This is a genomic window from Actinomyces dentalis DSM 19115 (genome assembly GCF_000429225.1).
GTDB classification, from domain to species: Bacteria; Actinomycetota; Actinomycetes; order Actinomycetales; family Actinomycetaceae; genus Actinomyces; species Actinomyces dentalis.
The window spans coordinates 65,380-78,379 of record NZ_AUBL01000002.1 but is presented as its reverse complement, the minus strand read 5'-3'; the positions used below and the strand labels follow the sequence as shown (position 1 = coordinate 78,379).

The 13,000-nt window shown below is 76.8% G+C and carries 10 protein-coding genes; 4 read left to right on the top strand and 6 right to left on the bottom strand.

All coding sequences use genetic code 11. The features are described 5' to 3' along the window. The first annotated feature begins 32 nt into the window (after positions 1-32). Positions 33-1,103, top strand: coding sequence for a DNA integrity scanning diadenylate cyclase DisA (gene disA, locus G446_RS0101065; protein ID WP_026408727.1), 1,071 nt, complete (start codon positions 33-35; stop codon positions 1,101-1,103). Between the two features lie 58 nt (positions 1,104-1,161). On the opposite strand, the gene G446_RS0101060 is transcribed toward disA, so the two are convergent. After that, on the bottom strand, positions 1,162-1,962 hold the full coding sequence (locus G446_RS0101060; protein WP_051285530.1) for a hypothetical protein: 801 nt from the start codon (positions 1,960-1,962) through the stop codon (positions 1,162-1,164). Between the two features lie 2,295 nt (positions 1,963-4,257). On the opposite strand from G446_RS0101060, the gene G446_RS20505 reads away from it, so the two are divergent. Continuing rightward, entirely contained in the window at positions 4,258-4,575 is a 318-nt protein-coding gene (locus G446_RS20505; protein ID WP_026408725.1) for a helix-turn-helix domain-containing protein, read from the top strand. Between the two features lie 25 nt (positions 4,576-4,600). Here the strand turns inward: G446_RS20505 and G446_RS15215 are convergent, their stop codons facing one another. The 3 genes from G446_RS15215 to G446_RS0101035 are packed head-to-tail and all read right to left on the bottom strand — an operon-like array spanning position 4,601 to position 7,157. Beyond that, on the bottom strand, positions 4,601-5,626 hold the full coding sequence (locus G446_RS15215; protein WP_051285529.1) for an iron-sulfur binding domain-containing protein: 1,026 nt from the start codon (positions 5,624-5,626) through the stop codon (positions 4,601-4,603). After that, the gene (locus G446_RS0101040) at positions 5,623-6,168 is read right to left on the bottom strand and encodes an amino-acid N-acetyltransferase (protein WP_026408724.1); all 546 of its coding nucleotides are present in this window, start codon (positions 6,166-6,168) and stop codon (positions 5,623-5,625) included. The genes G446_RS15215 and G446_RS0101040 overlap by 4 nt, the downstream gene beginning before the upstream one ends. Next, positions 6,165-7,157 (bottom strand): sugar-binding transcriptional regulator, encoded by a 993-nt coding sequence (locus tag G446_RS0101035; protein ID WP_245574526.1) that lies wholly within the window; start codon positions 7,155-7,157, stop codon positions 6,165-6,167. Before G446_RS0101035 ends, G446_RS0101040 begins: the two co-directional genes overlap by 4 nt. A gap of 124 nt (positions 7,158-7,281) precedes the next feature. Here G446_RS0101035 and G446_RS0101030 point away from each other — a divergent pair, with 124 nt between their 5' ends. Both G446_RS0101030 and glpK read left to right on the top strand, forming a co-directional pair. Continuing rightward, the gene (locus tag G446_RS0101030; RefSeq protein ID WP_026408722.1) at positions 7,282-9,018 is read left to right on the top strand and encodes a glycerol-3-phosphate dehydrogenase/oxidase; all 1,737 of its coding nucleotides are present in this window, start codon (positions 7,282-7,284) and stop codon (positions 9,016-9,018) included. A 12-nt stretch (positions 9,019-9,030) separates the two neighbouring features. Next, the gene (glpK, locus tag G446_RS0101025; RefSeq protein ID WP_026408721.1) at positions 9,031-10,635 is read left to right on the top strand and encodes a glycerol kinase GlpK; all 1,605 of its coding nucleotides are present in this window, start codon (positions 9,031-9,033) and stop codon (positions 10,633-10,635) included. Between the two features lie 192 nt (positions 10,636-10,827). On the opposite strand, the gene G446_RS0101020 is transcribed toward glpK, so the two are convergent. Both G446_RS0101020 and G446_RS15210 read right to left on the bottom strand, forming a co-directional pair. After that, the gene (locus G446_RS0101020) at positions 10,828-11,871 is read right to left on the bottom strand and encodes a glycosyltransferase family 2 protein (protein ID WP_051285528.1); all 1,044 of its coding nucleotides are present in this window, start codon (positions 11,869-11,871) and stop codon (positions 10,828-10,830) included. Further along, a complete protein-coding gene (locus G446_RS15210) occupies positions 11,868-12,959 on the bottom strand; it encodes a glycosyltransferase family 2 protein (protein ID WP_084778807.1) in 1,092 nt (363 codons plus the stop codon). The genes G446_RS0101020 and G446_RS15210 overlap by 4 nt, the downstream gene beginning before the upstream one ends. Positions 12,960-13,000 lie beyond the last annotated feature (41 nt).

The following is a 13,000-nucleotide window of genomic DNA, read 5'->3' as shown; positions in this document are numbered from 1 at the left end:
CCATGGGCGGCGCACAGCAATAAGGAGGGCTGATGAGCGAAGCGCACGGCGGTCTGCTCAGGGACACCCTGGCGCTCATAGCGCCGGGGACCGTTCTGCGCGACGGGCTGGAGCGGATTCTGCGCGGGCGCACCGGCGCCATTATCGTGCTCGGCTTCGACGAGACGGTCGAGTCGATATCCTCGGGGGGCTTCAATCTCGACGTCGAGCTGTCCGCCGCCCACCTGCGCGAGCTGTCCAAGATGGACGGCGCCGTCGTCGTCGATCGCAGCGCCAACCGCATCCGGCGCGCCAATGTCCAGCTGCTGCCCAACGCCGACATCGAGACCTTCGAGGCCGGCATGCGCCACCGCACGGCCGAGCGCGTGGCCCGCCAGACCGGCTACCCGGTCATCTCGGTGAGCCAGTCGATGCAGCTCATCTCGCTGTACGCCGACGGCAGGCGCCACGTCCTGGAGCCCAGCGAGGCGATCCTGGCGCGCGCGAACCAGGCGCTGGCCACCCTGGAGCGCTACACCACGCGCCTGACCCGGACCTCCGGGAGCCTGGACGCCCTGGAGATCGAGGACCTGGTGACGGTCCGGGACGTGGCCGCGGTCCTCCAGCTGCTGGAGATGGTGCGGCGCATCGCCTCCGACATCGACGGCTACGTCACCGAGCTGGGCACCGACGGGCGCCTGCTCGCCCTCCAGCACGAGGAGCTGACCCGCGGCGTCCTGGCGGAGCGGGACTTCCTGCTCGCCGACTACCTCCCCGACGGCCTGGACATCGACGCCGTCGACGAGCGCCTGAAATGGGTGGGGTCCCCCGCCCTGCTGGACCTGGCGATGGTGGCCCGGTCCATGGGGCTGGGCGGCGTCGACGGGCAGGAGCTCGACGCGGGGCTGTCGCCGCGGGGCCTGCGCATCCTGGCCAAGATCCCGCGCCTGCCGCTGGCGACCGCGCGCGCCGTCGTGGCCCACTGGGGCTCCCTCCAGCAGATCCTGGGGGCGACGGTCGAGGAGCTCCAGGCGCTCGACGGCGTGGGGGCCGTCGGCGCCCGCACCCTGCGCGACGGGCTGTCGCGCCTGGCCGAGGTCTCGATCGTCGACCGCTACTCCTGAGTCGCCCGGCGAGGCGCGGGGCGGCGGCCCGGGACGACGACGGCGCGGGGCGCGGCCGCTACCCGATGACGAAGACCTGCTCGCCCGTCAGGTCCTCCCCGGCGAGCTGGAGGCGCAGCCGGTAGGTGCCCGCGCCCGCGACGCGGGCGTCCACGGGGCTGGGCGCGGGGCTCGGGGTGGCCTGCGCGGACGGGTCAGCGGCGGCCGACGGCGATGGCGACGGCGTCGGCGATGCCGAGGTCGTCGGGGTCGGCGTCGGCGCCGGGGCGCAGTCCGGGGAGGTGCGGCGCCCGTCCCACGTCAGGGTGACGGCGGCGGAGTCCCCGGCGTCGATGAGGAGCATGCGGCTCGTGGGCTCGGCCGGGCAGGTCGTCGAGGTCCACACCGTGTCGGTGCCGGAGGCGATGACCGCGCCGAGGTTGGCGCCGCCGACGTCGAGCAGGCAGGCCTCGGAGCCCGTGTTGGTCACGGTCGCCCCGATGGTCAGGCCCGCGCCGACGGTGGTCTCAGCGGGGGCGTTGACGGCGACGTCGAGGGAGGAGCGGGCGCAGGCGGCGGGGTCGGGGTAGACGGTGACGACCGAGTCGGCGGCCGCCTGCTCGTCCTGCTGGCGGATGGTGGCGCGGGTCCAGGCGGCGGCGGTGAGGATTCCGTAGCCGACGGCGGCCAGGAGGCCGACCAGGACCAGGAGGACGGACAGGCGCCGCAACCAGTAGCGGGGTCTGGGCGCGGGGCGCGGCCGGGTCCGGCCGCGCGCGGGGCGGGAGGAGGCGCCGCGAGGCGCGCTGCGGGAGGCCGTGCCACGGGATGACTCGTCCGGCCAGGCGGCGGCCTTGAGGGCCTTCCCGCTGGTGAACACGCCCGTGCGGGAGGCGGAGCCCGCGCGGGAGGGGGCGCCGCGCGCCCCGGCACCGCGGGGGGCGGGCCCCGCGGCGCCGGTGGTGCTGCTGCGGGGCGCGCCGCGCGAGCCGGCACCGCGCGGACCGCCGCCGCGGTGGGTCGAACCGTGCGCAGCGCCCCCCCGAGGGGCGCCCCCGCGGTGGGTCGAGCCGCGCAGCCCCGCACCGCGGGTGACGGCGGCGAACCCGCGGGGGGCGGTGCCGCGGGAAGCACCGCTGCGGGCAGTGGCGCCACGGGCGGTGGTGCCGCGCGGGGCTGAGCCGCGCGGGCCCGCACCGCGAACAATGGCGGTGAAACCGCGCGACGAGGTGCCGTGGGCGGAACCGCCGCGGGAACCGCCGCGCGGCCCGGCATCGCGGGGGGCGCTGCCGCGGGAAGCGCCGCCGCGCGGAGTCGAACCGCGCGGGCCTCCGCCGCGAGCGGCGGCCGGGGCCCCGCGCTGTCCCGTGGAGCGCGCCGGGCCGTCGCGATGGGGCGGCCGCGAGCCCTGGCGGGGCCTGCTCTGACGGGACGCACCGCTGCGCGGGGCGGAGGCGCCGCCGCCGTCGGCACTCGGACGCCCCTGGTGACCCCGCCCCGAGGCCGCGCCGCGACGGGCGCTCGCCGAGGGCCTGCCGGCCCCCGTGGGACGGGACTGGCGGGCGCGCGCGCCGCGATGTGCGTCGTCGTCCTTCGGGCTGCGTCCTGCCATGCCGCCGACTTTACCGGCGCCCCGGCCCGGGCCCCGGCGCGCCCCGCCGCACGGGCCCACCGCACACCGGGCGAGGGCGCGGCCATGGGCGCGGGCGCTCCTCTTGGCAGGGCGGCGCGGGAGGATGCAGGGCGGCGGCACCGCCCCGAGGGAGTCGTCAGGGCACTGCTCGACGCCCGCGCCGACGTCGAGCGGCGGCCCCGCCCCTGGGGGAGTCGTTTGCCGGCCACAGCTCCCACCAGGCCCAGGGTCATGGCGGCCCCGCCCCCGGGGGAGTCGTTTCGGTGATGTCACCTGGGCTCGCATTGCGCCAGGTGGGCTCGCGCGAATCGAGCTCAGGTGGATTATGTCGCGCTGGGCTCGCACGGCGCGAGGTGAGGCGGACTGCGTCGCGCTGGGCTCGCATTGCGCAAGCCGGGCCCGGCCGCCCTGGGCCGGTCGCCCTGGGGCCGGCCCGCGCCGGTCCGGTTCGTACCGTCCGACCCCATCCCGGAGTCGGCTCCGGTTCGTGGTGCCTGGCCGGGAAGACTTGAGGGTCAAGGCGGGTAACGCGGTCCTGATGGCGGTCTCCGACGGCCTCCGCCGCGACGACGGCGCGGAAAAAGGTGGCCGGTGCGTATCTTTAACGCCCCGATTCCGCGGCCGTCCGCCGTGGAATGGCGCGATGACGCCGTTTCCCGGGTGAGCGGCGCCGCGCGGCGACCTTGAAGTCACGCGCCGGCCACCTTTTCGAGGCGGGTCCCCTGGCGCGGCGGCGGGTCGCGGGTTCCATGACGACCTCGGGGACCGCGGCGCGCACGGAGAGCGCGACGGAGTCCGGGCTCTCGGCCGCGATCAGGGGCGCCGCCCTGCCCGCCGCCATCACCACCTGGCCGGAAGGGCACCACACCGGGGGACTCGACCGTCTGCTACGCCCCTTCTCATTTGCTACGCCCCTTCACCCTTCACTGTACGAGAAAAAGGGGCGTAGCGGAGGGTAAAAGGGCGTAGCGGAGAAGAAGGGGCGTAGCAGATGATCCGGTGTGGCCTCCCGCGGATCCGGGGCCGCAGGGGAGGGTCCCCGCGGCCCCGCGGAAGCCGTCACCGCGGTCCGCGAGATCGCCGGGTAACCCGCGAGATCGTCACTCAACCCGCGAGCACGTACCTTTAGCAGACGTGCTCGCGGGTTGAGTGACGATCGCGCGGACCCGGCCGGGGCGGGATGGAATGGGACGGGGACCGGATCCACGACGGCCCCGGGGTCGGTACGGCCGACTCCGCATCGGCGCGGACCCGGCAGGCGCGGGCCGGGCCCGGCTTGCGCAAATCCAGGTCCGCTCAACGAGATCCTGGGCCCGGAGCCAGCGCGGACCCGGCAGGCGCGGGCCGGGCCCGGGGCGGTGCGCGCCGAGTTCCAGGGCGACCGGAGCCGATGCGGGCCGAACCTGCGCGGGCCGGGCCCGGCTTGCGCAATGCGAGCCCAGCGCGACGCAGTCCGCCTCACCTCGCGCCGTGCGAGCCCAGCGCGACATAATCCACCTGAGCTCGATTCGCGCGAGCCCACCTGGCGCAATGCGAGCCCAGGTGACATCACCGAAACGACTCCCCCAGGGGCGGGTCTCAGCGGGGCTCACCGGGTGGGACGAGGCCCCCGCCGCCCTTCCCGGCGACTCCCCCAGGGGCGGGGCTCAGACGGACGGCGCAGCCGACACGGCCGCGGACGATCGGATCCGCCCCGCCGCACTGCCGCACGGGCTCGCCGCGCGCACCGCTCTCGACCGCGCCGCCGCGCGCCGGCGCGAAGCCGTCGCCCTCCTGCGGGAGCAGCACCACTACAGCGCCTCCGACACGGCCCGCGCACTGGGAGTCTCCCGCCAGCGGGTCTACCAGCTCGCGCGGTGACCGTGCGCCTCGTCGGCCCGCCGGCTCAGGGCAGGCGGTAGGTGGCGCCGCCGTCGTCGGTCGCCACCAGGCCGTCGGCGAGCAGGCCGGCCAGGGCCCGCTCCGGCCGGAGCGGATCCGCCGGATCGCCGGCCCGCCCGCCGACCCGGCCGCTCGCGGTCGCCGACGTGGCCCCCGCCGCGGCCGCGGCCGCGAGCAGATCCTCCCGGCCCACGCGCTGCCCGGGACCGGTCTCGCGCAGCCGCGCCATCACGAGCCCCCGCGCCTGCCGGTCGGTGCCGCGCCAGGCCTGGCGACGACGTCGGGCGGCGTGCTCATCGGGGGGACGGCCGGCCGCCACCCAGGCGCAGCGCCCCCGCCACGGGCACTCCCCGCAGCGCGGGTCCCCCGCCGTGCACACCAGCGCCCCCAGCTCCATGACGGCCGCCGACCACAGGGCGGCCCCGGCGTCGTCGGGCGGAAGCAGGGCCTCGGCCCGCTCCCGCTCCGCCCGGCCCAGGTTCGGCGGCGGCAGCGCCGTCCCTCCCACCGCGCGCGCGAGCACCCGCCGCGCATTGGTGTCCAGGGCCAGGGCCCGGCGCCCGTGGGCGAAGGCGCGCACCGCGCCGGCCGTGTAGGGTCCCACCCCCGGCAGGGCGAGCAGCTCCTCGTACCCCTCGGGCAGCGTCCCGCCGTGCTCGGCCACGACGGCGCGGGCCGCCTCGATCAGCCGCAGCGCCCGGCGCGGGTAGCCCAGGCGCCCCCACACGCGCAGCACCTGCGCCGTCGGCGCGCCGGCCAGCGCCGCGGGGTCGGGCCAGCGGCGCATCCACTCCCGCCAGACCGGCTCCACGCGGGCCACCGGGGTCTGCTGGCTCATGACCTCGCACACCAGGACGGCGTAGGGGCCGGTGCCCGGCCGGCGCCAGGGCAGGTCCCGGGCGCAGCGGCGGTACCACTCGACGAGGGGACCGGGTTCGACGACGGTCCCGGGGTCGCCGGGCCCGGCGCCGGGCGCCCCGGGCGCTCCGGGCTCGACGGCGGCCCCGGGGCCGGGCGCCGCGGCGCTCACAGCTCCAGCAGCATGCGCGAATTGCCCAGGGTGTTGGGCTTGACGCGGGCCAGGTCGAGGAACTCGGCGACGCCGTCGTCGTGGGAGCGGACCATCTCGGCGAACACGTCCATCCCCACGGGCGCGCCCTGGATGGGGCGGAACCCGTGGGCGGCGAAGAAGTCGACCTCGAAGGTCAGGCAGAACACGCGCCTGAGGCTCAGGGCCCTGGCGCGCTCGAGGAGCTCGCCCAGCAGCGCCGCCCCGATGCCGTGGTGGAGCCGGTCGCGCCGCACCGCCAGGGTGCGCACCTCCGCGATGTCGTCCCACATGACGTGCAGGGCGCCGCAGCCCACCAGGTCGGTCGCGCCGCCCGTGTCGGCGCTGACCTCCTCGGCCACCGTGAACTCCTGGACGTCCTCGAAGTAGGCGATGAGGTCCTTGGCGATGAGAATGCGGCGGTCGGCGTAGGGGCGCACCAGCTCGTAGATGGCGCGCACGTCGGCCGGGCGGGCCGGGCGCAGGACGATCTTGCGGCGCTGGGCGCCCGCGGGCTCGCTCATGCCCTCTCCTTCCTCGTCGCCAGCGCCAGGACGGCGCGGGCGGCGGCGTCGTCGATGACGAGGTCGGTCGCCACCCGGGCGCGCAGTGCCGCCAGGGTCGCGCGGGCCTTGCCCGCCCCCGCCACGACGCACAGTCTGCGCGGGATCCGGGCCAGCTGGAGGGGCGTGGGGCCGGTGGCGCGGGCGTTGAGTTCGATATCACCCCAGCTGCCGTCGGCGCGCAGCAGCACGGTGCACACGTCCCCGACCACGCCCTCGCGGCGCGCCACCGCCAGGTCCTGGCGGGACAGGTGGCCGGCGGCGTAGACCTGGGAGGGCAGCGCCCCCTGCACCGAGCCGACGCCGAAGACGGCCAGGCGGGCCCGGCGCGCCACCGCCAGGACGCGCCCGATGGAGCGCTCGGACCACATGGCCCGCCGGGTGGCGACCCGGTCGAAGAAGGCGGGCACCGGGAAGGCGATGGTGCGCGCCCCCAGGGCCGAACCCATGCGGGCCAGGACCTCGCCGGCGCTGGGGCCCTCGCGCAGCGGGTCGGAGGCGCCGTTGAGCTGGACGACGGTCGCCCCCGGCACCCGCCGCACGGGCAGGGCCGCGCTCAGCTCGCTCATGGTGGTGCCCCAGGCGGTCCCGATGACGAGCCCGTCCTCCCCCGCGCCGCTCCCCCCGGCCTCCTCGACGACCATGTCGGCGAACCGGGCGGCCGCCACAGCGGCGACCTGCTGGAGGCGGTGGATCTCCGTGGTCCCCTCGCGCACGGGCACGATCCGGGCGCGCACCCCCAGCTCCTCGCCCATGCGCCGCTCCAGGCCGCCCCCGCCGGGGGCCACCAGCTCGATGCGCACGACGCCCTCGGCGCGGGCCCGGGCCAGGAGCCGGGAGACGGTGGAGCGCGACACCCCCAGGTGCCGGGCGATGACCTCCATGGTCTCCCCCTGGGCGTAGTACATGGAGGCCGCCTCGTACACGGCCCGCCCGTCGTCGTCCCGCATGCGCATCGTCCCAAACGCCCCGACCCCGCGTGCACATTCGTGCACACCGCTTGCCCATCCTCGCACACCCGGCCCATCCTGGTAAGCGGATGCACAGCGACGCGCACACAACCGGGAGCACACCATGACCGCCCTGCCGCAGGACACCGCCCTGACCACCGACCAGCGAAACCGCGCCCTGGCGGCCATGAGCGGCGACGAGGGGCTCGACGTCCTCGTCGTCGGCGGGGGCGTGACCGGCGCCGGCATCGCCCTCGACGCCGCCGGCCGCGGCCTGCGCACCGGCATCGTGGAGATGGGCGACTGGGCCTCGGGCACCTCCTCCTGGTCCTCCAAGCTCATCCACGGCGGCCTGCGCTACCTCTACCAGCTCGACTTCCCCCTGGTCCACGAGGCCCTGACCGAGCGCGGCCGCCTGCTCGAGACCACCGCCCCGCACCTGGTCAAGGCCCAGCCCTTCCTGTGGCCGCTCAAGCGCGCCTACGAGCGCTCCTACTCGGCCGTCGGCGTGGGCATGTACGACGCCCTCGCCGTCGCCGGGGCCCGCGGGCGCCGGACCCTGCCCCTCCAGAAGCACCTGGGCCGCAGGGGCGCCGCGGCCCTCGCCCCCGCCCTGAACCCCGACAAGCTGGCCGGCGCCATCCGCTTCTACGACGCCCGCGTCGACGACGCCCGCCTGGTCATCGACCTGGTGCGCACCGCCGTCGGCCTGGGGGCGCTGGCCGCCAACCGCACCCGGGTCACCGGCTTCCTCAAGGACGCCCGCGGCGCCGTCACCGGCGCGGCCGTCACCGACCTGGAGACCGGCCGGACCCGCGAGATCAGGGCCGCCCGGGTCATCAGCGCCACCGGCGTGTGGACCGAGGCCACCCAGGACCTGGCCGCCGACGCCGGGGGCCTGCGGGTCCTGACCTCCAAGGGCATCCACGTCGTCGTGCCCAAGGAGGCCATCGACGCCCAGACCGGGATCTTCCTGCGCACCGAGAAGTCGGTCCTGTTCATCATCCCCTGGCCGCGCTACTGGGTCATCGGCACCACCGACACCCCCTGGAGCGAGGACCCCTCCAAGCCCGTGGCCACGGCCGCCGACATCGACTACGTGCTCGAGCACGCCAACGAGGTCCTGTCGCGCCCCCTCACCCGCGACGACATCATCGGCGTCTACGCCGGCCTGCGCCCCCTGCTCCAGCCCCGGCTCAGGCCCGGCGCGCGGGCCGCCTCCACGAAGGTCTCGCGCGAGCACACCGTCACCCGCGTGGCGCCCGGACTGACCTCCATCGCCGGGGGCAAGCTGACCACCTACCGGGTCATGGCGGTCGACGCCGTCGACCACGCCCTGGGCGAGGCCCTGGCCCGGGCCCACCCCTCCACCACCGCCGACCTGCCGCTGGTGGGGGCGGCCGGCTACCACGAGCTGGCCGCGCGGGCCGGGGACATCGCCCGCGAGCGCGGCTGGACGCTGGCGCGCGTCACCCACCTGCTCGACCGCTACGGCGACGAGACGCCCGCCCTGCTGGAGCTCATCGACTCCGACGAGGGCGCCGCCCGCCGCTACGGCGAGCCGCTGGCGCGGGCGAGCGCCTTCCTGCGCGCCGAGGTCGCCTGGGCCGTCACCCACGAGGGGGCCGCCCACCTCGACGACGTTCTGCTGCGCCGGGTGCGCCTGGACATGGAGCGGCGCGACCGCGGGCTGTCGGCGGCCGACGAGGTCCTTCAGGTCATGGCGCCGCTGCTGGGCTGGACGGACGAGGACGTCGCCGCGGAGAGGGCCGCCTACGCCGAGCGGGTCGCGCAGCTCGCCGCCGCCCAGGCCGAGGCGACCGACGCGGCCGCCGTCGCCCGCCTGACGCGCGCCGTCTGAGAGGCTGCGCCCATGAGCCCCGCACCGCCGACGCCCCCGTCCGCCAGCCCCGACAAGCGCTACGTCCTGGCCATCGACCAGGGCACCACATCCTCGCGCGCCATCCTGTTCGACCACGACGGGGCGATCGTCGCCGTCGACCAGAAGGAGCACGACCAGATCCTGCCGCGCGCCGGGTGGGTCGAGCACGACGCGGCGCAGATCTGGCGCGATGTGCGCGACGTCGTGGCCGGCGCCCTGTCCGCCGCGGAGGTCAACCGGCACTCCATCGCCGCGGTGGGCATCACCAACCAGCGCGAGAGCGTCGTCGTGTGGGACCGGACCACCGGCGAGCCGGTGCACAACGTCATCGTCTGGCAGGACACCCGCACGCAGCGCATCTGCGACCGCCTGGCCGCCGCGGCGCCCGGCGCCAGCGCCCCCGACTACGACCGCTACAAGGACCGGGTGGGGCTGGGGCTGGCCACCTACTTCGCCGGCCCGAAGATCGCCTGGATCCTCGAGAACGTCGAGGGGGCCCGGCGCCGCGCCGAGGCGGGCGAGCTGCTGGCCGGCACCATGGACACCTGGGTGCTGTGGAACCTGACCGGCGGGGCGCACGGCGGGGTGCACGCCACCGACGTCACCAACGCCTCGCGCACGCTGCTGATGAACATCGACACCCTGGACTGGAACGAGGAGATCTGCGCGGACATGGGGATCCCCGTGTCCATGCTCCCCGACATCCGGCCCTCCTCGGGCGTGTTCGGCCGCGGCCGCAGGAACGGCCTGCTCATCGACACCCCCATCGCCGGGATTCTGGGCGACCAGCAGGCGGCGGCCTTCGGGCAGGCCTGCTTCGAGGCGGGGCAGGCGAAGAACACCTACGGCACCGGCTGCTTCATGCTCATGAACACCGGCACCACTCCGGTGCGCAGCCGCAACGGGCTGCTGACCACCGTGTGCTACCAGATCGAGGGCAGCCCGCCCGTCTACGCCCTGGAGGGCTCCATCGCGGTGGCCGGGTCGCTGGTGCAGTGGCTGCGCGACAACCTCGGCCTCATCGCCGAGTCCAAGGACATCGAGGCCCTGGCGCGCTCGGTGAAGGACAACGGCGGGGCGTACTTCGTGCCGGCCTTCTCCGGGCTGTTCGCCCCGCACTGGCGGCCCGACGCGCGCGGCGCCCTGGTGGGCCTGACCCGCTACGTCAACAAGGGCCATATCGCCCGGGCCGTCGAGGAGGCCACCGCCTTCCAGACCCGCGAGGTGCTCGAGGCCATGAACCGGGACGCGGCGCAGGCGGCGGTGGGCGGCGGGCCGGGGCCGGGCGGGCTGACCGAGCTCAAGGTCGACGGCGGCATGACCCGCGACGAGCTGCTCATGCAGTTCCAGGCCGATCAGCTGGGGGTGCCGGTCGTGCGCCCCACGGTCCTGGAGACGACGGCGCTGGGCGCGGCCTACGCGGCCGGGATCGCCGTCGGCTTCTGGTCGGGCGCGCACGACGTCGTCGCCAACTGGGCGGAGGGCAGGCGCTGGGAGCCGGCGATGGATCCGGCCGAACGCGAGCGGCTCTTCCGCAACTGGGTCAAGGCCGTGGCCCGGACCCTGGACTGGGTGGACGAGGACGTCGTGGAGTAGCGGGCGGGAGCCGTCCCCCTCCGCGAACGCGCGCCCACTCCTCCCCTTCGCGGCCCCACATCTCCGCGAACGCGCAGGTTTCCAGTCGAACGCGCACCTCCCAGCCGCGCGTTCGACTGGAAACCTGCGCGTTCGCGGAACTCGGCCGTCCGCGGAACTCGGCCGTCCGCGGAACTCGGTGAAGCGGCGGCCTCAGGGGCGGCCGTACTCGCGGTGGGCGCCGCGGCCGACGGCGGCGGCGGCCATCCCCGACCCGCGGGCGACGAGCCGGGCCCCGCGCGCCCGGTGCACCAGCCCGCGCCCGGCCACCGCCCCCAGCCCGCCCAGCGCCATGCGCCCCAGGCCCGCCAGGACCCGGGCGCACCCGCCGGCCAGCGCCCGGACCCTGATGCCCGGGTGCGCCCCCGGCCCCGCCAGGGCCAGCTCGACGCGCACCGCGGTGGCCGCGTGGGAGCGGCGGCGCCGCAGGACCCAGGCCCGCTCCAGGCGCGCCGCCGGCACGCGGTCGCGCACCCGCGCCTCGTCGCACCACACGATGACGCCCCCGGCCGCCACGAGCGAGCGGGTGAACAGCGCGTCCTCCCCGCCGGTGGCGCCGAAGGCCTCGTCGAAGCGCAGGCCGGCGGCGCGCACCGCCCCCAGGTCCAGCAGGAGGTTGTTCGTCGCCGCCACGGGCCGGCGCGCGCCCGTCGGCCAGGACTGGCGGTCGAAGAAGCCCCCGGCCCGCAGCCACGGGCCGGGCTCGGCCTCGTAGTCGGGCACGACCAGTCCGGCGACGGCGGCCGCCCCGGTGTCCCGGCGGGTGGACAGCAGCCGCCGCAGCCAGCCGGCCTCGGGCTCCTCGTCGTCGTCGATGAAGACGAGCAGGGCCCGGCCGGCCGTCTCGTCCAGGGCCCGGTTGCGCACGGCGGACACGCCGGGCGCCGGCTCGACGACGTAGCGCACGGCAGCGCCGGGACCGTCCGCGGCGCCGGGCCCGGTCCCGGCGTCGCGCGCGGATCCGGCGCCGAGCGCGCCCCCGGCGGCGGTCGCCACAGCCTCGCGCGCGGAGCCGTCGGGGTCGTTGTCGATGACGAGGACCTCGACCGGCCCGCCCGGACCCGCCCCGTCCTCGCGGCAGGCGCCCGCCTCGGCCAGGACGGCGCGCAGGGCCCGGGCCACGGCCCCGGGGCGGCGGTAGGTGGGGATCGCCACGGTCAGGCCCGCGGGGGGCACGAGGGGCCCGGCGCCGCTCACGACGCCCCCTTCCGGGGCGCGCCCGGAGCGGCCGACCCGCCCGATCGGCCCGACCCGCCCGACCGGCCGTACTCGGCCACGTTCCCGCCCAGGGCCCCGACCACCATGCCCAGGCCGCCGCGGGCGCCGACCTCGTGGACCGCCCGGGAGGCGACGTCGCCGCCCGCCCGGGCGAGCAGGGCCAGCACCCCCTCGCGCCCGGCCCGGGCCAGGCCCTTGACGGCGTAGCCCAGGCGCAGGGCCGTGCGGGCGCGATCGGCGGTGTCGATGCGGACCCGCGCCCAGGTGGAGCCGGAGCGGTGGGCGCGGCGCAGCACCCAGTCCCGCCGGGCCCGCTGCGCGGGCACGCGCTTGTCGACGACGGCGCCCGCGGCGAAGCGGATCTCCTCCCCCGCCAGGGTCAGGCGCCGGGTGAACAGGGAGTCCTCCCCGCCGGTGAGCCCGTAGCGGGGGTCGAAGCGCAGGTCCAGGGCCCGCACGCGCCCCAGGTCCAGCAGCAGGTTGCCGGTGTCGGCGCTGCGCACGCGCGCGCCGTCGGCCGCCTCCCAGGAGTCGAAGGCGCCGCAGGCGGCCACCCACGGGTCGGGGGCCGTCTCGAAGACGGGCGGGGTCGGCCCGGTGACCGCCGCGCAGCCGTGGCGCTCGCGGGCGTCGAGCAGGGCGGCGAGCCAGCCGGGGCGCGGGAGCTCGTCGTCGTCGATGAAGACGAGCAGGCGCTCGCGGCCGGACTCGTCCAGGGCGCGGTTGCGGCCCGCGACGATGCCGGGCTCGGGCTCGTGGACGTAGACGACCTCGGGCTCGGCGCCGGGCGCGGGCCCGGCGCCGTCAGAGTCCGCACCGGCGGGGCGCACGGCCCTCGCGGTCCGCTCGGCGCCGCCGGCCGGGTCGTTGTCGACGACGAGGATGCGCACCCGCGCCCGCCCGGCCACCGACCCCGCCTGCTCGACCAGCGCGGGCAGCAGCTCGGCCAGGTAGGCGTTGCGCAGGTAGGTCAGGACCGCGACGGTCAGGCGGGGCCGCTCGGGGCCGGGCGCGGTCCCGGCGCCGTCGGGTCCGTTGCCGGTCGCGGGATCCCGTTGAGTGTCCACCGGTCGCCTCCTGGCCGTCTTCCTGTGCTTGCGCGTGCGCG